21 protein-coding genes and 2 tRNA genes are annotated in these 18705 nt (G+C 72.3%); 16 read left to right on the top strand and 7 right to left on the bottom strand.

Going from position 1 to position 18705, the window contains the following annotated elements; genetic code table 11:
* The first annotated feature begins 37 nt into the window (after positions 1–37).
* From ASG76_RS10845 to cimA, 4 genes are all read left to right on the top strand, one after another.
* Entirely contained in the window at positions 38–1162 is a 1125-nt protein-coding gene (locus ASG76_RS10845) for a glycosyltransferase family 4 protein (RefSeq protein WP_056602654.1), read from the top strand.
* Between the two features lie 59 nt (positions 1163–1221).
* Positions 1222–1707 carry a hypothetical protein gene (locus tag ASG76_RS10840; protein WP_056602652.1) on the top strand — a complete coding sequence of 162 codons (486 nt, stop codon included), beginning with the start codon at positions 1222–1224 and terminating at the stop codon, positions 1705–1707.
* 138 nt (positions 1708–1845) lie between these two features.
* A complete protein-coding gene (locus ASG76_RS10835; RefSeq protein WP_056602650.1) occupies positions 1846–2865 on the top strand; it encodes a zinc metalloprotease in 1020 nt (339 codons plus the stop codon).
* 203 nt (positions 2866–3068) lie between these two features.
* On the top strand, positions 3069–4649 hold the full coding sequence (gene cimA / locus ASG76_RS10830; RefSeq protein WP_056602648.1) for a citramalate synthase: 1581 nt from the start codon (positions 3069–3071) through the stop codon (positions 4647–4649).
* 6 nt (positions 4650–4655) lie between these two features.
* Here cimA and ASG76_RS10825 read toward each other — a convergent pair whose 3' ends face one another.
* Positions 4656–5249, bottom strand: coding sequence for a TetR/AcrR family transcriptional regulator (locus ASG76_RS10825; RefSeq protein WP_056602646.1), 594 nt, complete (start codon positions 5247–5249; stop codon positions 4656–4658).
* Positions 5250–5322: 73 nt separating this feature from the next.
* On the opposite strand from ASG76_RS10825, the gene ASG76_RS10820 reads away from it, so the two are divergent.
* The 3 genes from ASG76_RS10820 to ASG76_RS10810 all read left to right on the top strand — a co-directional run bounded on the left by ASG76_RS10820 (position 5323) and on the right by ASG76_RS10810 (position 7784).
* The gene (locus ASG76_RS10820; protein ID WP_056602644.1) at positions 5323–5877 is read left to right on the top strand and encodes an NAD(P)H-dependent oxidoreductase; all 555 of its coding nucleotides are present in this window, start codon (positions 5323–5325) and stop codon (positions 5875–5877) included.
* Positions 5878–5978: 101 nt separating this feature from the next.
* The gene (locus ASG76_RS10815; protein WP_056602642.1) at positions 5979–7391 is read left to right on the top strand and encodes an amidase; all 1413 of its coding nucleotides are present in this window, start codon (positions 5979–5981) and stop codon (positions 7389–7391) included.
* A 9-nt stretch (positions 7392–7400) separates the two neighbouring features.
* Positions 7401–7784 carry a VOC family protein gene (locus ASG76_RS10810; RefSeq protein WP_056602640.1) on the top strand — a complete coding sequence of 128 codons (384 nt, stop codon included), beginning with the start codon at positions 7401–7403 and terminating at the stop codon, positions 7782–7784.
* Between the two features lie 61 nt (positions 7785–7845).
* On the opposite strand, the gene ASG76_RS10805 is transcribed toward ASG76_RS10810, so the two are convergent.
* From ASG76_RS10805 to ASG76_RS10795, 3 genes are read right to left on the bottom strand one after another with little or no spacing between them, the layout of a single operon-like run.
* On the bottom strand, positions 7846–8454 hold the full coding sequence (locus tag ASG76_RS10805; protein ID WP_235529529.1) for an energy-coupling factor transporter transmembrane component T family protein: 609 nt from the start codon (positions 8452–8454) through the stop codon (positions 7846–7848).
* The gene (locus ASG76_RS10800; protein ID WP_082587442.1) at positions 8451–9161 is read right to left on the bottom strand and encodes an energy-coupling factor ABC transporter ATP-binding protein; all 711 of its coding nucleotides are present in this window, start codon (positions 9159–9161) and stop codon (positions 8451–8453) included. Before ASG76_RS10800 ends, ASG76_RS10805 begins: the two co-directional genes overlap by 4 nt.
* A 14-nt stretch (positions 9162–9175) precedes the next feature.
* Positions 9176–9787: a biotin transporter BioY gene (locus tag ASG76_RS10795; RefSeq protein ID WP_082587441.1), complete on the bottom strand. Its 612-nt coding sequence runs from the start codon at positions 9785–9787 to the stop codon at positions 9176–9178.
* Between the two features lie 120 nt (positions 9788–9907).
* On the opposite strand from ASG76_RS10795, the gene ASG76_RS10790 reads away from it, so the two are divergent.
* Positions 9908–10537, top strand: a complete 630-nt coding sequence (locus ASG76_RS10790) for a TetR/AcrR family transcriptional regulator (protein ID WP_082587440.1) — start codon at positions 9908–9910, stop codon at positions 10535–10537.
* Here ASG76_RS10790 and ASG76_RS10785 read toward each other — a convergent pair.
* Positions 10534–11136 (bottom strand): pentapeptide repeat-containing protein, encoded by a 603-nt coding sequence (locus ASG76_RS10785; RefSeq protein WP_235529527.1) that lies wholly within the window; start codon positions 11134–11136, stop codon positions 10534–10536. The genes ASG76_RS10790 and ASG76_RS10785 overlap by 4 nt on opposite strands.
* Positions 11137–11190: 54 nt before the next feature.
* On the opposite strand from ASG76_RS10785, the gene ASG76_RS10780 reads away from it, so the two are divergent.
* A complete protein-coding gene (locus ASG76_RS10780) occupies positions 11191–11832 on the top strand; it encodes a sulfotransferase family 2 domain-containing protein (protein WP_157559072.1) in 642 nt (213 codons plus the stop codon).
* Here the strand turns inward: ASG76_RS10780 and ASG76_RS10775 are convergent.
* Entirely contained in the window at positions 11820–12686 is an 867-nt protein-coding gene (locus ASG76_RS10775; protein ID WP_056602636.1) for a hypothetical protein, read from the bottom strand. The two genes, ASG76_RS10780 and ASG76_RS10775, sit on opposite strands and share 13 nt — an antisense overlap.
* Positions 12687–12760: 74 nt before the next feature.
* On the opposite strand from ASG76_RS10775, the gene ASG76_RS10770 reads away from it, so the two are divergent.
* The 6 genes from ASG76_RS10770 to ASG76_RS10745 all read left to right on the top strand — a co-directional run bounded on the left by ASG76_RS10770 (position 12761) and on the right by ASG76_RS10745 (position 17811).
* Positions 12761–14122 (top strand): pyridoxal phosphate-dependent decarboxylase family protein, encoded by a 1362-nt coding sequence (locus ASG76_RS10770; RefSeq protein ID WP_056602634.1) that lies wholly within the window; start codon positions 12761–12763, stop codon positions 14120–14122.
* 53 nt (positions 14123–14175) lie between these two features.
* Positions 14176–14988, top strand: a complete 813-nt coding sequence (locus ASG76_RS10765) for a fumarylacetoacetate hydrolase family protein (protein WP_056602632.1) — start codon at positions 14176–14178, stop codon at positions 14986–14988.
* A 6-nt stretch (positions 14989–14994) separates the two neighbouring features.
* On the top strand, positions 14995–16473 hold the full coding sequence (gltX, locus tag ASG76_RS10760; RefSeq protein WP_056602629.1) for a glutamate--tRNA ligase: 1479 nt from the start codon (positions 14995–14997) through the stop codon (positions 16471–16473).
* A gap of 15 nt (positions 16474–16488) precedes the next feature.
* Complete coding sequence (locus ASG76_RS10755; protein ID WP_082587439.1) at positions 16489–17493, top strand: CPBP family intramembrane glutamic endopeptidase; 1005 nt, start codon at positions 16489–16491, stop codon at positions 17491–17493.
* An 84-nt stretch (positions 17494–17577) separates the two neighbouring features.
* A tRNA-Gln gene (locus tag ASG76_RS10750) sits at positions 17578–17649 on the top strand.
* Between the two features lie 86 nt (positions 17650–17735).
* Positions 17736–17811, top strand: a tRNA-Glu gene (locus tag ASG76_RS10745).
* A gap of 144 nt (positions 17812–17955) precedes the next feature.
* Here ASG76_RS10745 and ASG76_RS10740 read toward each other — a convergent pair.
* On the bottom strand, positions 17956–18156 hold the full coding sequence (locus ASG76_RS10740; protein ID WP_056602627.1) for a hypothetical protein: 201 nt from the start codon (positions 18154–18156) through the stop codon (positions 17956–17958).
* Positions 18157–18204: 48 nt separating this feature from the next.
* On the opposite strand from ASG76_RS10740, the gene ASG76_RS10735 reads away from it, so the two are divergent.
* Positions 18205–18618, top strand: coding sequence for a hypothetical protein (locus tag ASG76_RS10735; RefSeq protein ID WP_056602625.1), 414 nt, complete (start codon positions 18205–18207; stop codon positions 18616–18618).
* The last annotated feature ends 87 nt before the right edge of the window (positions 18619–18705 follow it).

Here is an 18705-nt window from a genome sequence, read left to right as displayed (position 1 = left end):
CTTTCCGCCGACGACACGCGTACGCCCCGGGCACACGGTGATCTCCTTCGCCTGGTCGCCGGGCGAGGAGCTTCCCGCCGGCACCGGCGGGTCGGAGAACTTCACCGTCGGGCAGGTGCGCGAGCTCAACCGCCGCGGCATCGACGCCCGGGTCGTGACGGTGGGCCTCGGTGAGGCCGACGGACGCGACGACTTCGACGACGTGCCGTTCCACTCGGTCGCGGCGCTCGAGGACCTCAGCAGGCTCGACGACACCCTCGTCTTCGTCAGCGAGGCGCCCCCGGTCGCCACGATGCGCCCGGCCTTCCAGATCCTCCACGTGCCTCCGCCGCTGCGCGACCACCACCAGCGCGCCGTCGTGGCCGGCACCCGCAACCGCACCCTCATGGCGACCAGCAGGTTCGCCGCGGCACTCTGGTCGGACTTCCTCGACGTCAGCCTCGAGACCGTCCAGGTCGTCTACCCGTTCGCCGAGCCGACGTTCGCCACCCGTCCTCGCCCGCCGGCGCCGGACGGGACGACCCGCGTGCTCTACGCCGGGCGACTGACCCCCGAGAAGGGGATCTACACCCTGCTCTCGATGCTCCACACCGACCTGTTCGACGACGACCACGTCAGCGTCACCGTCACCTCCGCCGGCTCGGACAAGCCGCAGGGCGCGATCATCGAGCGCATGCTCCGCACCCACCCGGGCATCGAGGTGGTCGCTGCCAGGCGCACGCCGGAGGCGATGGCGGCGCTGCTGGTGGAGCACGACGTCGTGGTGATGCCGTCCAACGGCCAGTACTGGCACGAGACCTTCGGCATCTTGTCGATCGAGGCGCAGCACGCCGGGTGCCGGGTCGTCGCCTCGGACGACGGCGGCCTGCCCGAGACCGACTGCGGCGCGCTGCTGCTCGTGGCCGCCGACGACGCCGAGGCGCTCGCGCAGGGGGTCCTCGCCGCTCGCACGCTGGGCCCCGTGCCGGAGTCCGTACGCCGACGGGCTGGGCGGGCCTTCACCGTCGCCGCGTCGGTCGACGGACTGCTCCGGGTCCTTGGCTCACCGCCTCCGCCCACGCCGTGGGCCGTCATCCGGGACCTCGAGGCCCTGGCCGAGCTGCCAGCGGTGACCCCGCCGCGCGAGCTCTCGAGCGACGACGACCGCATCATCGGCGTCTGACGCACCAGCGTCGGCACCACCACCGGCACGACCACCCAACTCCAGCAGGGACGAGCACCATGACCGGATCGCAGCAGACCGTCGACCACCTCGCCGCAGCGCCGTCCCGGCCCGACGGCAACGAGGCCGACCTCCTCTACCTCGAGCAGGCACACGCCGCGCTGGGACCTGTGCTCACGGCCTGCAGCGCGGCCGTCACCCACGGGGCCAGCAGCGGACTGCGTGCCCTGGCCCAGAGCACCCGCGCCGAGCAGGTGCGGCAGCTCGCCGCGATCTCCGCGTGCCTGGGCCTCTGGCGCTCGCCCGGCGTCGAGGTGCTGCCACTGGGGACCGCCGACGCACTGGCCGGGCTGCGCGGTGCCGCCCTGCACAGGGCGTTCGTCGACCACCTGACCGCCCACGCGCACGCGTCCATCGCGTCAGCGCGCGCGGAGCTGGTCACCGGGGCCAGCTCTTCCGCACGACAGGTGGCCGAGCGCGTGATTCACGCCGAGGACAGGCGACTGGCCGCACTTGCCCGTCTCCCGGTGCCCGACGGCTCGTGACTCGCGTCCACGTGCCGGACCTCGGGCCCGGACGAGCAGCCCTGCTTCCAGCAGCCTGACCGGAGTTCGCCTCAAGGCGCTTCTCCTGCGTCCCCGTGCTGGCTTACGGTCCACCCAACCGACCTGTGAGGGGACACGATGATCCGCACCGGCACCACCTCCTTCGCCGCCCGCCTCGGCGTGGCAGCCACGACCCTGGCCCTGGGGACGGGCATGTCCATGACCACCCCGTCGTTCGGTGCACCCGCGCCGGACAGGGGCACCGACTGCATCGACTACGCCGGCCTGGCGCAGGCCCCCGCCGGAGCCATCCCGCGCGACGACCTGCACGTGGTGCACCAGGACCCGCTCGCGAAGGCGATCAAGGCCGCCGCGGGCCGGGTCGGCTCCACCTCGCGTGCGGCTGCGGTCCCCGCCACCATCCCGGTGCGCTTCAACGTCGTCTACAAGGACAAGGGCAAGGGCGGCGGCTGGCTCTCCGACGCGCGCATCGACGCGCAGATCGACGTGCTCAACGAGGCCTACGCCGACACCGGCTTCTCCTTCGTGCTCGAGGAGGTCGACCGGACCTACCAGCCGGAGTGGTTCAACCTGGTGTCCTCCAACGGCGGGCTGCCGCGCTTCTACCGCGGCAGCGGCAAGGAGGTGAAGATGAAGAAGTACTTCTACGGCGACAGCACCCCGGAGACGCTCAACATCTACAGCGCCTCCCTCGCGCAGTCGCTGCTCGGCTGGGCCTACTTCCCCTCCGACTTCACCGACGCCGCGACCTTCGGCGACCCGCTGCCGCGCTACCTCGACGGTGTGGTCCTCGACTACCGCAGCCTGCCGAGCGTCGAGGGCGACACCGGTGACACGGCCGTCTACGCCAACTACGGCGAAGGTGACACCGCCACCCACGAGATCGGCCACTGGCTCGAGCTCTTCCACACCTTCGACGGCGGCTGCTCCGAGCCGGGCGACAGCGTCGACGACACCGCGCCCGAGGCCTCGCCGGCCTTCCAGTGCCCGGTCGACCGCGACACCTGCGAGGGCGACGGGGTGGACCCGATCCACAACTTCATGGACTACACCTACGACTCCTGCATGACCGAGTTCACCGCCGGACAGGCCGCCCGCATGCAGGTCGCCTGGACGGAGTACCGCGACCTCGGGTGAGCAGTCGTCGCGGTGCGGTCCTGGCGACGATCGTCAGGACCGCATCGCGAGACGCCCGTCTCGACAGCGGCGCAGCGGTGGCACCATCTCTGACGTGACCAGCACGATCATCATTGCCTAGCGCGACGGGACTCCCGCCGCGCCGACCTCCTGCACCCCAGGAGGTTTTTTCATATCCGCACCCCCCGACCGAGAGACCTCCGATGGACCTGCACGGCGCCTTCCACGTCTACGACACCACCCTGCGCGACGGCGCCCAGCAGGAGGGCCTCAACCTCTCGGTCGCCGACAAGCTGGCCATCGCGCGGCAGCTCGACGGTCTCGGCGTCGGCTTCATCGAGGGCGGCTGGCCCGGCGCCAACCCCAAGGACACCGAGTTCTTCCGCCGCGCGGCTGCCGAGCTGGACCTGCGCCACGCCCGGCTCGCGGCGTTCGGCGCCACCCGCCGCGCCGGCGTACGCGCTGCTGACGACCCGCTGGTCGCCGCACTCCGCGACTCCGGGGCCGGTGTGGTGACGCTGGTCGCCAAGTCGCACGACCGCCACGTCGAGCTCGCGCTTCGCACCACCCTGGAGGAGAACCTCGCGATGGTGCGCGACACCGTCACCCACCTGCGCGAGGAGGGCCAGACCGTGTTCCTCGACGCCGAGCACTTCTTCGACGGCTACCGCGGCAACCGAGCGTACGCCCTGGAGGTGCTGCGCACCGCGGCCGAGGCCGGCGCGGAGGTGGTCGCGCTGTGCGACACCAACGGCGGCATGCTGCCCGACTGGGTCTCCGACGTCGTGCTCGACGTCATCGAGACCACCGGTGCGCGCGTCGGCATCCACGCCCACAACGACAGCGGCTGCGCCGTGGCGAACTCGCTGGCTGCGGTCGCCGCCGGCGCGACGCACGTGCAGGGCTGCATCAACGGCTACGGCGAGCGCACCGGCAACGCCGACCTGGTCACGGTGGTGGCCAACCTCGAGCTCAAGCTGGACCGCCACGTCCTGCCCGAGGGCCTGCTGCGCGAGTCGACCCGCATCGCGCACGCGGTCGCCGAGGTCACCAACGTGCCGCCGGCCTCGCGCCAGCCCTACGTCGGCACGTCGGCGTTCGCGCACAAGGCCGGGCTGCACGCGAGCGCGATCAAGGTCGACCCCAACCTCTACCAGCACCTCGACCCGCTGGTCGTCGGCAACGACATGCGCCTGCTGGTCTCCGACATGGCAGGTCGCGCCTCCATCGAGCTCAAGGGCAAGGAGCTCGGCTACGACCTCTCCGAAGATCGCGCGCTCGTCACCCGGGTGACCGACCGGGTCAAGGAGATGGAGCAGCGCGGCCACACCTTCGAGGCCGCCGATGCCTCCTTCGAGCTGCTGCTCGCCGAGGAGGTCGAGGGCACGCGCCCGTCCTACGTCGACGTCGAGTCCTGGCGGGTGATCACCGAGACCCGCACCGACGGCGAGGCCGTCTCCGAGGCGACGGTGAAGCTGCGCGCGGAGGGGGTCCGGTACGTCGTCACCGGCGAGGGCAACGGCCCGGTCAACGCCCTCGACGCGGCGCTGCGCGAGGCGATCGGGCAGGCCTTCCCGGAGGTCGCGAAGTTCGAGCTGATCGACTACAAGGTGCGCATCCTCGACCAGGGCCACGGCACCGACGCGATCACGCGCGTCCTCATCGAGACCAGCGACGGCGAGTCGTCATGGGTGACGGTCGGGGTCGGCGCCAACGTCATCGAGGCGTCGTGGGGCGCGCTCGTCGACGGCCTGACCTTCGGCCTCAGGCGCCAGCACCGCTAGGAGGTCCTAGCCGCCGACCACCCGGCGCACCAGGTCGTCCCACCCCGCCTCGATCCGCTCGAGCGAGATGTCGTCGGCCTGCTGCTGCTCGACCACCACGACGTCGAGCGGCGCGAGCACGGCGATCGCGAGCAGGAGCAGGTCGCCGCCGACACCGAGCTCGCCGAGCAGGTGCCGCACGTGCATCACCGCGAAGGACGCCGCGGCGCGCGAGCGGGCCGCGCTCGTGCCGGTCGCGGCCTTGATCAGCGCCGCGTGGGTGACGTTGGTGCGCAACCGCGAGTGCCCGAAGGCCAGCAGCCGCTCGAGCGGCGGCGCCCCGGGACCGAGCGGCGGGGGACCGGAGATCACGCTCGCCTGCCACGCGGTCTCCGACTCGTTGAGCACCGCGGCCATCAGGCCCTCACGGCTCTCGAAGCGCCGGAAGAGCGTGCCCTTGCCCACCCCCGCCTCGGCGGCGACCGTGTCCATGGTCACGCAGCCGACCCCCCGCGTCCGCACCAGGTGCAGCGCCGCTGCGAGGATGGCCTCGCGGTTGCGCGCGGCGTCAGCCCGCTCCGGCGCGGGCTCGCCCGCCATCGGGAGCAGGGGGTGCGTCACGAGTCGCAGCCTAGGCGCGGAGAAAGTCGGCGGACACCGGAATAGAAGCGGACCGTGGTCCGTTTAGCCTCGCATGACCTCTGACAAGCAGACCCGCGTCGCCGTGCTCCTCGGCTCCACCCGCACCGGCAGCCTCAACCGCCGCATCGCCGAGCACCTGCGCGACCACGCCCCCGCCGGCGTCAGCGTCGACGTCCTCGAGGGCCTCGACGCCGTCCCGTTCTACAACGAGGAGCTCGACGGGGAGACCGCCCCCGCCAGCGCCGTTGCGCTGCGCGAGTCGGTCGCCGCCGCCGACCGCGTCCTCGCCGTCACCCCGGAGTACAACGGCACCATGCCGGCCGTGCTCAACAACGCCATCGACTGGCTCTCGCGGCCCTACGGCCAGGGCGCCATCGTCGGCAAGCCGTTCGCGGCCATCGGCGCCACGCCGACGCCGTACGGCGGCAAGTGGTCGCACGAGCACGCCCGCCACTCCGCCACCATCGCCGGTGCGGTCGTGGTCGAGGGCATCGTCGTCGACGAGCCCGCGCTCGACGGCGACCCGCTGGAGGACGAGGCGGCCGTGCAGCGCTTCCTCGGCGCGCTCGACAGCCTCGTCGCCCACGAGGTCGACGCCGCTGCCTGAGCTTTGCACCCAAGTCTCCCGGTTGTCGGCCGAGATCTGGGGTGCAAAGCGGGAGAGTCCCCGGATATCCGGGGACTTCGGGGGCGGCTACGGTCGGCGGTGTGCCGCAGATCCACGACCTGACCGCGCTCGAGCAGGGCGACGCCGTACGCCGCGGTGACGTGTCGCCGCTCGAGCTGGTCGAGCACTACGCCGCCCGCGCGGACGTGGTGGGAGCGTTCATCACGACCACCCACGACCTCGCGCGCGAGCACGCACGCCGACTCACCCAGCAGGGACGCCCCACGGACGCCGGTCCGCTCTGGGGCGTCCCTACTGGCATCAAGGACCTCCACCCCACCGCCGGGGTCCGCACCACCTTCGGCTCCGCGGCGTACGACGACTTCGTGCCCGACGCCTCCGACGACCTCGTCCTGACCGTCGAGGCGGCCGGGATGCCGAGCCTGGGGAAGACCAGCACGCCCGAGTTCGGGTCGCCGTGCTACACCGAGCCCGACGTCGCCCCGCCCGCGGTCACGCCGTGGGACACGACCCGGACGGCGGGTGGCTCGTCAGGCGGTGCCGCGGCCGCGGTCGCCGCGGGTCTGCTCCCGGTGGCACCGGGCTCCGACGGCGGTGGGTCGATCCGCATCCCGGCCTCCTGCTGCGGGCTGGTCGGGCTCAAGCCGTCGCGCGGACGCATCAGCGCCGCCCCGAGGTACGGCGACCCGGTCGGGCTGTCCACGGCCGGCACGCTCGCTCGCACCGTCCGCGACGCCGCCGCGCTGCTCGACGTGCTCGCAGGTCGCCGGGTCGGCGACCCGTTCTGGGCGCCGGCGCCGTCCGGGTCGTTCCTGTCGGCCTGCGACCGCGAGCCCGGGCGCCTGCGCGTCGCGCGCTTCGTCGCGCCCGTGATCGCCGACGTCGACGTGGACGCCTCGAGCGTCACCGCGTGGGAGGACGCGTCGCGCCTGCTCGGGTCCCTCGGCCACGACGTCGAGGACGTGCCGGTGCCGATCCCGCACGACGCGGTCGCCGACTTCGAGACGTGCTGGGCGGTGCTCACCGCCCTCTCCGCCGCCCCTCCCGGCCGGGAGGACCGGCTCCGTCCGCTGACCCGCTGGCTCAGCGCCCGCGGCCACGCCGTCAGCGGCCCCGACTTCGGGCTCGCCATCAGCCGGCTGCGGCAGCACGCGGCCGGCGCGCTGGCCGCGCTGGCTGCGTACGACGTCGTCCTCACGCCCACGCTCGCGCGGCCGCCGGCGCTGGTCGGCGAGCTGCGCGACGACGCCGACCCACAGCGGGACTTCGATGCCCAGAAGGCCTTCACGCCGTGGACCAGCGCCTGGAACGTCACCGGCATGCCGGCGGTGTCGCTGCCGCTGCACTGGACCGACGACGGCCTCCCGGTCGGGGTCATGCTCGCGGCCCGTCCGGCCGAGGAGGAGCTGCTGCTCTCGGTGGCCGCGCAGGTCGAGGGGGCCCGGGCTGGTGCTGGTCAGGCCTGGGTGGACAGGCGCCCGCCCGGCTGGTGAAGTCAGGCCATGGGTGAGCTGACGCCGTACATCTGCGTGTCCGACGCACGCGCCGCGATCGACTGGTACGTCGAGGTGCTCGGCGCCGAGGTCGTGGTGGACCCGATCGTGATGGACGACGGCCGCATCGGTCACGTCGAGCTGTCGCTCGGCGGCGGGCGCTGGATGATGTCGGACGAGTTCGAGTCCGCCGGCGTCGCAGCTCCCGACCCCTCGCGGTTCCCGGCGGTCACGCTCCACCTCGAGGTCGACGGGGTGGACACGCTGTGCGACCGCGTGATCGGCGCCGGCGTCGCTCTCGACCGGGGACCCGAGGACAACCCGCCCGTCGGGCGCTTGGCGGTGTTCCGCGACCCCTTCGGGCACCGCTGGTTCCTCAACCAGCGGCTCTGATGGGAACGCGCCCCGACATACGAGCGTGCCGGGGATGCTGAAGGTGGCCCCGCGGCGTTGATCAGTCGCCGATCCCGCGCGCGTGCAGTGCGTCCCCGGACTCGTGGGCGCGGGCCACGATGCGGATCACGAACGGGGAGAGGTACGCCCTCGGGTTGCGGTCGAGCCCTCGCGCCCGGGCCGCGTCACGGGTCTCGCGGGCGATCGCGATCGTGCCGGGCAGCGCGCCGACGGTCAGCGCGACTGTGAGGGCGACGCGGTCCGGGTCGACTCCGACGAACCGCAGCGGCCGGGCCCAGCGGGAGAGTGCGTCGACCATGTCGTTGACCGCCGTCGTGGCGGTCAGGGACAGCGCGGCCAGCCCCAGGCTGAGCAGGTCGAGGAAGGTCTCGACAGCCTTCTCCGCGCCGTACCACCACCACTGGAACGCGCTCGCCACGACCGCGATCAGCAGCACGCCGCGGGCGGCCCGCCACACCGAGCGCAGCGGGACCCGGGCGAGCGCCGCGAGCAGGAGCGTGAGGAGGAGGAAGACCACCGCGGCGCGGACGTCGCGCGCCACGACGATCGAGAGGCTCAGGGCCGCCAAGCCCAGCACCTTCGCGCCGACGGACAGGCGGTGCAGCACCGTGTCGCCGGGCTGGTGCAGACCCGCCATGAGGTCGCTCACCCGGGAGTCACCGCGTCGGCCAGGCGGACGTAGTGGGCGATGGACTCCTCGGGGGTGCCGTCGTGCACGACCCGCGCCGAGTCGACCACCAGCACCCGGTCGCACCGGGCAGCCAGGTCGAGGTCGTGGGTCACCAGCACCAGCTGCTGCTCGAGGCCCAGCAGCGCGTCGGCGACGCGTCGCGTGTTGGCGCGGTCGAGCAGCGTGGTCGGCTCGTCGGCCACCACCACCCTCGGCTCGAGCGCGAGCACACCGGCCAGCGCCAGGAGCTGCCGCTGCCCCCCCGAGAGCGAGTGCACGGAGTCGTGTGCGTGCTGCTCCAGGCCGTTGGCCGCGAGCACGGCGAGCGCCCGCTCGCGGCGGGCCGAGGAGTCCTTCATCGTGCGGCGCAGTGACAGCTCGATGTCCTCGACGCACGTCGGCATCACCAGCTGGGCGGCCGGGTCGGTGAAGCAGAACCCCACCATCCTGCGCACGGCCGCTCCGTCGCGCACCACGTCCTTGCCGTCGACCGTCACCCGTCCCGACGACGGCCGCACCAGGCCGTTGACCGTCCGCGCGAGCGTCGACTTGCCCGACCCGTTGGCGCCGATGACGGCGACGCGGTGCTCGGTGAGGTGCAGCGTCGTGGGCGCGAGGATCTCGCGTCGGCCGCGACCGGGCAGGGGGACCCGGACGGCGGTGTCCTCGAACTGAATTGAGGTCAAGTCAGTCCGCGGCCTCAGTCGCGCTGCAGCAGCTGCGGGAAGGCGCGGTGCACCTCGGCGGCGATCATCGCGACGAGCGAGGTCTTCACCAGGTCGCCGATCCAGAAGGGCATGTCGTAGGTGGCCGCCTCGCGCCACGAGACGTCGAAGAAGAGCTTCATCCCGGTGATGCCGAAGGTGTGGATGACGAAGACGCTCGCGGCGAGCGAGCAGAAGAAGACGACCAGCGCGCTCGTACGCCGGTCGCGGGCGACGTACTTCACCAGGAAGCCCCCGACCGCCGCGGCGACGGGGAAGGCGAGCAGGTAGCCGCCGCTCGGGCCGCTGAAGACGCCGACGCCCGACGAGTGCTCGGCGAAGACCGGCAGCCCGACCGCGCCGAGCGCGAGGTAGAGGGTGACCGCGGAGAAGCCGCGCACCGGACCGAGGATGCAGCCGGCGACCATCACCGTCAGGGTTTGCAGCGTGATCGGTACGCCGGCGCTGCCGACCGGGATCGCGCCGATGTAGGCGCTGGCGCTGATGAGGGCGGCGAAGGCCGCGACGAGGGCGATGTCGCGGGCGGGGGAGGACGAGGGGTGGGTGACGTCCTGGTCGGCGGCATCGGTGGGGGCGGTGGCGGTCATCGGTCGTTCCTCGGGTCTGCGGGGCTGCGGAACCTGAACACTGTTCAGGCTGAACGGTGTTCAGGTTAGGGTGGCCACCAGATCGGCGTCAACGAGGTCCACGGGACGGGAGGGTGTGCGGTGGCCCACAAGCGCAGCGACGTGCTCGCCCACGCGGTCACGCTGCTCGACACCCACGGCCTGTCAGCCCTGACCATGCGACGCCTCGGCGCCGAGCTGGACGTGCAGCCCAGCGCGATCTACCACCACTTCGCCAGCAAGCAGGCGCTGCTCGCCGCGGTCGCCGACGAGATCCTCGCGCGCGGCGCCCGCCCGCGCACCGCAGTCGACTGGTCCGAGCAGCTGCGCGAGGTGTGCTCGGAGCTGCGTGGGGCGATGCTCGCGTGCACCGACGGCGCCGACGTGGTCGCCACCGTGTGGGCCTTCGGCCTGGGCGCCGCCGCGCCGGTCGCGGAGCTGGAGAAGGTCCTGGCCGACGCCGGTGCGCCGCCCGACCTCGTCGCGGTCGCCTCGCGCACCCTCGTGCACTACGTCTTCGGGCACGCCTTCGAGGAGCAGACCGCGCGCCAGGCGGTCAGCCTCGGCGCGGTCGAGCGCTCGCTCGACTCGCTCCCCGACTTCGACCTCGGCCTCGACCTGGTCATCGACGGGCTGCGAGCGCGGGTGCCTGGCCCCGCTCGAGCGGACCACGGTCCGCTCGACGCCCGGCATGCCGGACGTCGAGCGGCCACGACGGGCGTCCAGTCCTAGGGATCGACGTCCGCCCCGTGCAGCTCGGCCAGCAGCACCGCGCCGGCGAGGTCGAGCTTCGTCTTCCTCAGCACCGCCGCCGACAGGTCGACCCCGTCGAGGCTCGCGCCCCGCAGGTCGGCGCGGTCGAGGACCGTGGCCTGCAGCGCTGCCCGGTCGAGCCGGGCCCCGGCCAGCGTGGCGAGGGTGAGGTCCGACAGCGACAGGTCGGCCTCGCGCAGGTCGAGCCCGCGCAGGTCGAGGCGCGAGAGGTTCGCGCCGCGGATCGTCACGCCCAGCCACGAGCCACCGGTCACCGTGAGGGGGCGCATCGTGCACTCGGCGAAGGTGCTGCCGACCAGCTTGCAGCCGTCGAGGGTGGCGTCGAAGAACGACGTACGCCGGAAGTCGCAGCCGACGAACGCGGTCGCGGTGTGGTGCGAGGCGTTGAAGCGGCCGCCGTGGAAGGTGCAGCGCTCGAAGGTGGCCCCCGTGGTGCGCGCCTCGGAGAGGTCGACGTCGGTGAACGTGCAGTCGGTGAAGCGCGCGGCGCCGAGGTCGTCACCCCACCAGTCGTCGCCGCGGAAGTGGTGGTCGGCGGCTGACAGGGGCTCGGTCACGGCAGCCACCGTATCCGCGGGACCAGGAACGGCCCGACGGATAGGGTCATGCCCGTGATCGCGTCCCACCAGCACCGCTTCATCTTCCTCAAGACCCGCAAGACCGCGGGCACGAGCGTCGAGATCGCGTTGTCCAAGGTGTGCGGGCCCGACGACATCATCACCGAGATCAGCCCGGAGGACGAGGCGCTGCGCCAGGCCGCCGGCGGCCGGGCACCGCAGAACTTCCAGTCGCCGCCGCTCTCGCGCAAGGCCTACAACCACATGGGCGCCAAGGCCACCCGCGACCTGGTCGGCGCGCAGACCTTCGACGACTACTTCACCTTCGCGATCGAGCGCAACCCGTGGGACGCGGTAGTCTCGCTCTACTTCTGGAAGTACAAGGACCGCGACGAGCTGCCCGACTTCGAGGCCTACGTGCAGGAGATCTGGATCGAGCAGCTGGCCAACAACCGTCGGCTCTACCGCATCCGCGGCCAGATGGTGCTCGACCGCGTGCTGCTCTACGAGAACCTCGACACCGAGCTGCAGGACGTCTGGGACCACCTCGGCCTGCCCGGTCGCCCCGACCTCCCGCGCGCCAAGGGCAACGCCCGCCCCGCCGGGCACTACCGCGAGCTCTACACGCCGGCCTCGAAGCAGCGCGTGGCCGAGGTCTTCGCCGACACCATCGAGGCCTTCGGCTACGAGTTCTGAGCCGGCCCCTCGGCCAGGAGGCGGTCGCACTCCGCGAGGAGCCGCGCCCGCAGCGGCGCGCCGCGCTCAGCGAACCCGCGCTGCGCCTCGACGTACGCCGCCTTGCCCGCCGTGGTCTCGATCGCGACGGGCTCGAAGCCGAGGCCGGCGAGGTCGTAGGGCGAGGCACGCATGTCGAGCTCGCGGATCTCGCGGGCCAGCTCGAAGCAGTCGGCGACGAGGTCGCTGGGGATCATCGGGCTGAGCCGGAAGGCGTGCTTGTAGAGGTCCATCCCGGCATGGAGGCACCCCGGCTGCTCGAAGCGCGGCCGGTCGTCCCGCGCGGGCTGGAGGGTGTTGAGCGGGCGCGACGTCGGGGTGAAGAAGCGGAACGCGTCGAAGTGCGAGCACGCGATGCGGTGTGACTCCACGACGGCGTCGGTGCCGTCGGGCCCCAGGCGCAGCGGCCAGTCGTGACGGGTGCCGTGCTCGACGGCTCGGTGCACCATCGCCCACTCGTGCAGGCCGAAGCAGCCCAGCTGCGGCGCCCGCCCGGCGGTGGCGGCCAGCAGCGTGCGCAGCTGCGTCAGCAACGGTCGCTGCGACTCGACGTACGTCGCCGTGACGGAGGCCGGGGCGCCCTCGTAGCCCTTGAGCGCGGCGTGGTCCGGTGCGTCCTCGAGCGCGACGCCGAAGCCGGGGTGCCAGCGGCGCAGCTGCGCGGGGCGGTGGGAGTAGTAGGTGAAGAGGAAGTCGTGCACCGGGTGCTTCACCTGCTCGGACCGGCGGGCGAGGTGGGGCTCGACGAGTGCGTCGACGCGCGCGGCGTGGGCCTCGGCGAGGGGACGCCACTCGGCCGCGGACAGCACCTTCACTGGTCCGAGTCTAGGGCCAGACCAGTGAGGGCCGACCCTCGACCGCGCGCCCGGCGCGCGCGCACACTGACGGCATGGACCGCACCGCCGGACTCGACCGTGCCCAGCTGCACGCCCGCGAGTGGCTCGGCTCGCTCCCGACGCGGCGCGTGCCGCCGCGCATCGGTGCCGGCGAGGTGGCCGCGCGGCTGGACCCGGTGCTCCAGGACGGACCCCGTGACCCGGTCGACGTCGTCGACGAGCTCGTGAGCGCGTGCGAGCCCGGACTGACCGCGATGCCCGGCGGACGCTTCTTCGGCTTCGTCATCGGCGGCACCCACCCGGCCGCGCTCGCCGCGGACTGGCTGGTCAGCGCGTGGGACCAGAACTCCGGCCTGCGGCTGCTGACGCCGGCCCACTCCGCGGTCGAGGACCTGGCCGAGCGATGGCTGCTCGACCTGCTCGGACTGCCCGCGGGCAGCGCGGTCGGCTTCGTCACCGGCGGCACGATGGCCAACTTCACCTGCCTGGCCGCCGCCCGCGACGAGGTGCTGCGCCGCGCCGGGTGGGACGTCAGCGAGCGCGGTCTGGCCGGCTCACCCGGCGTACGGGTCCTGGTCGGCGCCGAGCGGCACGACACCGTCGACCTCGCGCTGCGCTACCTCGGCCTTGGTGCGCCGGAGGCGGTCGCCGCCGACGACCAGGGGCGCGTCGAGGCCGCCGCCCTGGCCGCCGCCCTCGATGCGGGCGACGGTCGCCCCACGATCGTGTGCCTGCAGGCCGGCAACGTGCACTCGGGCGCCTTCGACCCGTTCGACGCCACCATCGCGGCGGCCCACGACGCGGGTGCCTGGGTCCACGTCGACGGCGCCTTCGGGCTCTTCGCCGCGGCCTCCCCGGCGCGGCGCCACCTGGTCGCCGGCTTCGACGCCGCCGACTCGTGGGCCAGCGACGCGCACAAGACGCTCAACGTCCCCTACGACTGCGGGCTGGCGATCGTGCGGGACAGTGCCGCGCTGCGTGCCGCGATGGGCATGCACGGCGACTACCTCATCTACGACGTGGCCGGGGAGCCGTTCGACAAGGTGCCGGAGATCAGCCGTCGCGGCCGCGCCTTCCCGGTCTGGGCCGTGCTGCGCGCGCTGGGCCGCGACGGGGTGGCCGACCTCGTCGACGGGTTCTGCGAGCACGCCGCCGCCTTCGCCGAGGGCATCGCCGCCATCGACGGCGCGAGCGTGCTCAACGACGTCGTGTTCACCCAGGTCTGCTCGACCTTCGGCGACGACGACCGCACCCGTGCGGTGGTCGAGGCGATGCTCGCCGACGGCACGGCCTGGACGACCGGCTCGCGCTGGCACGGGCGGGCGGTGCTGCGCGTCAGCGTGAGCAACTGGTCGACGACCGTCGACGACGTCGCGACCAGCCTCGCGGCCCTGCACCGGGCTGCCGGCCAGTAGCCAGCGGGCTCCCGGCTGCCCTGTCGCGCCGGGGAGTTGGATAGCCTCGCCGCATGCGCATCTGTCGGTTCACCACGGGCGAGGAGCCCCGCTTCGGCGTCGTCACCGGGGAGGTCGACCAGTTCGGCCAGCCCGCCGACGACTCCGTGGTCGTGGCCCTGGCCGGCGACCCCCTCTACGTCGGCATCAAGGTGCTCGAGGAGCAGCACGCGCTGAGCGACGTACGACTCCTCGCGCCGATCATCCCGCGCAGCAAGGTGGTCGGCATCGGCAAGAACTACGCCGCGCACGCCGCCGAGATGGGTGGGGAGGTGCCGGCCGAGCCCCTGATGTTCCTCAAGCCCAACACGACCGTCGTCGGACCGGGCGACCCGATCTTCTACCCGCCGCAGACCTCCGACCTCCACTACGAGGGCGAGCTCGCCGTCGTCATCGGCCGCATCTGCCGCGACGTGCCGGTCGAGCAGGCCACCGACGTGATCTTCGGCTACACCATCGCCAACGACGTCACCGCGCGCGACCTGCAGAAGTCGGACGTGCAGTTCACCCGTGCGAAGGGCTTCGACTCCTTCTGCCCGCTGGGCCCGTGGATCGAGACCGACCTCGACCCGCAGGCGTTCGCCGACGGCCGCCAGGTGCAGACCTTCCTCAACGGCGACGTCGTCCAGGACGGCACGACGGCCGACATGATCTTCGACGTCCCTACCCTGGTCGCGCACGTCTCCTCCGTGATGACGCTGCTGCCCGGTGACGTCATCCTCACCGGCACCCCCGAGGGTGTCGGCCCGATGCAGGTCGGTGACGAGGTCGAGATCTCCATCGCCGGCATCGGCGCCCTGACCAACCCCGTCTCCAAGAGGAACTGACACCCCATGACCACCCCCGACACCCGGCCCGTACGCGTCCGCATGGCCCCGTCCCCGACGGGGTCGCCGCACGTCGGCCTGGCCCGCACCGCCCTCTACAACTGGGCCTTCGCGCGCCACCACGGCGGCACCTTCGTGTTCCGCATCGAGGACACCGACAAGGCGCGCAACACCCAGGAGTCCTACGACTCGCTCATCGACCTGATGACGTGGCTCGGCCTCACGTGGGACGAGGGCGTCGTGGTCGGTGGCGACTTCGGCCCCTACCGCCAGTCCGAGCGCACCGACATCTACGCCGACGTGCTGACCCGGCTGCGCGAGTCGTCCTACACCTACGACTGCTTCTGCACGAACGACGAGGTCGAGGCGCGCCGCAAGGCCAGCGGCTCGAAGGTGATGGGCTACGACGGCTTCTGCCGCGAGCTCAGCGACGAGCAGCGCGCCGCCTTCGAGGCCGAGGGCCGCACGTCCGTGGTGCGGTTCCGCATGCCCGACGGCTCGATCACCTGGCACGACCTCGTCCGCGGCGACATCACCTTCGAGACCGAGTTCGTCCCCGACTTCGCGCTCTGCCGTGCCAACGGCGACCCGCTCTACACGCTGACGGCGCCCGTCGACGACGCGACGATGGAGATCACCCACGTGCTCCGCGGCGAGGACCTGCTCTCCAGCACCCCGCGCCAGGTCGCGCTCTTCGACGCGCTCAAGGAGCTCGGCGTCGCCAGGTTCACCCCCGAGTTCGGCCACCTGCCCTACGTCATGGGCGAGGGCAACAAGAAGCTGTCCAAGCGCGACCCGCAGGCCCACATGGCGCTCTACCGCGAGCAGGGCTTCCTGCCCGAGGGCCTGCTCAACTACCTCGCGCTCCTCGGCTGGGCCATCGCCGCCGACCGCGACGTGTTCACGCTGGCCGAGATGGTCGAGAAGTTCGACATCAAGGACGTCAACCCCAACCCCGCGCGCTTCGACCTCAAGAAGGCCGAGGCGATCAACGCCTCGCAGATGCGGCTGCTGTCGATCGACGACCTCACCCACCGGGTGCTGCCGTTCCTCAAGGAGGCCGGTGTCGTCGGCGACCCCGTCCACGACGCCGACGCGCAGCTGCTCGAGCTGGCCATGCCGCTGGTCGCCGAGCGGATCAACAAGCTCACCGAGGCGCCGGAGATGCTCGGCTTCCTCTTCGTCGACGAGGCCGACTTCACCCGCGACGAGGCCGACGTCGCCAAGCTGCTCGACGAGACCGGCCGCGGCGTCGTGCAGGCGGCGTACGACGCCCTCGCGGGGCTCCACGAGTGGTCGACCTCGGCCATCGAGGAGGCGCTGCGCGTGGCGCTGATCGAGGGCATGGAGCTCAAGCCCCGCGTGGCCTTCGGCCCCGTGCGGGTCGCGGTCACCGGCCGCCGGGTCAGCCCGCCGCTCTTCGAGTCGATGGAGCTGCTCGGGCGCGAGCGCAGCCTCGCGCGGCTGCAGTCCGTGCTGGCCTGAGGGCCGGACGATCCCGTGACGACCCCGCTGGCGCCCGACTTCCGTCCGCGCTACCACGAGCTCCAGCGGGTCGGGCGCGCCGGCTGGTGGCGCTCGCTCCTGGGCTCGGTCCTGCTCCTGGTGCTGGTCTTCGGCATCGTGCCCGCCCTGCTGGGTCTGGTGGCCCTCGTCGTGCTGCTGGTCGGCGGGAGCAGTGCCGGCGAGGCGAGCGCGGTCCTCGACGTGACCAAGGAGGTCACGCCGCTGGGGCTCGCCGTGGTCAACGTGGTGCTCGGCTCGGCCATCGTGTCGAGCTGGTTCGTGCTCTGGCTGTTCCACCGGCTCAAGCCGCGCTGGCTCTCCTCGGTCGCCCCGCGGCTGCGCTGGCGCTTCCTGCTGGCCTGCCTGCCGCTCGCGGTGGTGGCGCTGGTGGCGAGCGTGGGCGTCTCGCTCTTCCTGCCGTTGTCGGCAGGCGAGGAGCCGGTCGGCGCGGTCAACGACTTCACCTCGACCACCCGCGACTTCCTGCTCGTCATCGCCCTGCTGACGCCGCTGCAGGCGGCCGGCGAGGAGTACGTCTTCCGCGGCTACCTCACGCAGGCCTTCGGCTCGTTGCTGCCGTGGCGGCGGGTGTCGCTGGTGCTGGCCGTGGTGGTGCCGTCGGTGCTGTTCGCGCTCGCCCACGGGCTCGGCCAGAGCCCGCCGGTCTTCTTCGACCGTTTCGCCTTCGGCGTGGTCGCCGGCATCCTCGTGATCCGCACCGGCGGTCTGGAGGCCGCCATCGCGATGCACGTGCTCAACAACTTCCTGGCCTATGGCATGGCCCTCGCCTTCGGCGACATGACCACCTCGCTCAACGCGAGCGGGCCGTCGAGCCCGTGGATGATCGTGGCGACGCTGACGCAGTCGCTGCTCTACCTGGGGCTCGCGAGCTGGGTCGCGAAGGTGATGGGGATCGTCGTCTCCGGACCGCCCGTCGGCGGAGTGGTGCCGCAGCCGCCGCCGGGCCCCGAATTGGTCGCCCCGGCCCCTCGCGTGTAACCTTCGGGGTCGGTTCTGGAAGGTCTCCGGAAGGAACCACGTGGTGGTCGGAAAGGTCGCGCAGCGGTTGATCCGATACCCCCATGGGGTATGGTGTAATTGGCAACACGGCTGATTCTGGTTCAGTTGTTCTAGGTTCGAGTCCTAGTACCCCAGCGAGTCCGGGCCCTCGGGCCAGGATTTGGAGCGGAACGGCATCTTCGATAATGTTCTCTCCGCCGCTCACTGAGCGGCATCTGCAAGCCCCCGTCGTCTAGCGGCCTAGGACGTCGCCCTCTCACGGCGGTAACGCCGGTTCAAATCCGGTCGGGGGTACCAACGCAGAACAGAAGGGCCCGGTCCTCGGACCGGGCCCTTCGTCATGTCGCCCTCGTCCATCGGCCGAGCGCCGAGCCGGTCAGTCGACGCCTCGGCCACCGGCGCGGCCGAGCTCACCGCCCAGGCGCGCCCTGTCCTCGTCGGTCATCTCTGCTGCGGTCCGGTCGAGCCCACGCGCACCTGAGCCTCGACGTTCGCGCCATGGCCCATGAGGCGGAGGAGGAGGGCGCCACCCGACGGCTGCGGGTCGGTGTAGCGGGCCTGGAGCGCGGCGCTGTCGGCAGAGGAGCGCAGCACGCTCATCTCCTGCGCGAAGCCGGGGATGGCATCCGGGTCAACCTTCATGGGCGACATGTTCCCCTGTCTCTCGGCCGGCCAGCATAGGTTTGCCCCGTGACCGCTGGAACAAACCCCGCCACGCCCGCGCAGCTGCGCCTGGGCATCGGCGTCGCCGTCTCCCTGGCCATCATCCTGCTCGCGCTCGCCGTCACCGTGGCACTCATGGGTGGCCGCGATCCCGAGGTCGCCGGGTCGTTCTTCCTGACGTTCCTGGCGCTGTTGCTGCTCTCCGGGGCGGCGGTCGGTGTGGCCCGGCTGGTCCACGGCGACGACCCCGAGACGGCCGACCTGGCGGCGGGGAGGGCCACGACGCGGCGCCTGTTCGGTGCGATCGCACTCCTCGGTGTCCTGCTCACCGTCTTCCTGGCGATCCTGACCCCGTTCCCCTACCTGCTCGCGGCGGTCCTCCCGCTCGTCATGGTGGTCGTGCTGGCCCGCGGGGCGCTCACGCGCACCGAGCCGGCCTGAACCGACCGGCTCTCCTCAGCCGGGTGCCGGGACCGAGCGCGGTCGTCGTGTCCGATTCCCGCTGGTGCGGGTCAGTGCCGCCGGTCA

The sequence above is a fragment of the Nocardioides sp. Soil774 genome (assembly GCF_001428125.1).
Classification (GTDB): Bacteria; Actinomycetota; Actinomycetes; order Propionibacteriales; family Nocardioidaceae; genus Nocardioides.
The sequence above is the reverse complement of the archived record's forward strand: the minus strand, read 5'-3'. Positions and strand labels throughout refer to the sequence as shown.

What these genes read in the sequence shown, in the direction of transcription:
- ASG76_RS10840 (WP_056602652.1), top strand. Translation starts at nt 1,222, where the DNA reads ATGACCGGATCGCAGCAGACCGTCGACCACCTCGCCGCAGCGCCGTCC.
- ASG76_RS10835 (WP_056602650.1), top strand. Translation starts at nt 1,846, where the DNA reads ATGATCCGCACCGGCACCACCTCCTTCGCCGCCCGCCTCGGCGTGGCA.
- cimA (WP_056602648.1), top strand. Translation starts at nt 3,069, where the DNA reads ATGGACCTGCACGGCGCCTTCCACGTCTACGACACCACCCTGCGCGAC.
- ASG76_RS10820 (WP_056602644.1), top strand. Translation starts at nt 5,323, where the DNA reads ATGACCTCTGACAAGCAGACCCGCGTCGCCGTGCTCCTCGGCTCCACC.
- ASG76_RS10810 (WP_056602640.1), top strand. Translation starts at nt 7,401, where the DNA reads ATGGGTGAGCTGACGCCGTACATCTGCGTGTCCGACGCACGCGCCGCG.
- ASG76_RS10795 (WP_082587441.1), bottom strand. Translation starts at nt 9,787, where the DNA reads ATGACCGCCACCGCCCCCACCGATGCCGCCGACCAGGACGTCACCCAC.
- ASG76_RS10770 (WP_056602634.1), top strand. Translation starts at nt 12,761, where the DNA reads ATGGACCGCACCGCCGGACTCGACCGTGCCCAGCTGCACGCCCGCGAG.
- ASG76_RS10765 (WP_056602632.1), top strand. Translation starts at nt 14,176, where the DNA reads ATGCGCATCTGTCGGTTCACCACGGGCGAGGAGCCCCGCTTCGGCGTC.
- gltX (WP_056602629.1), top strand. Translation starts at nt 14,995, where the DNA reads ATGACCACCCCCGACACCCGGCCCGTACGCGTCCGCATGGCCCCGTCC.
- ASG76_RS10740 (WP_056602627.1), bottom strand. Translation starts at nt 18,156, where the DNA reads ATGAAGGTTGACCCGGATGCCATCCCCGGCTTCGCGCAGGAGATGAGC.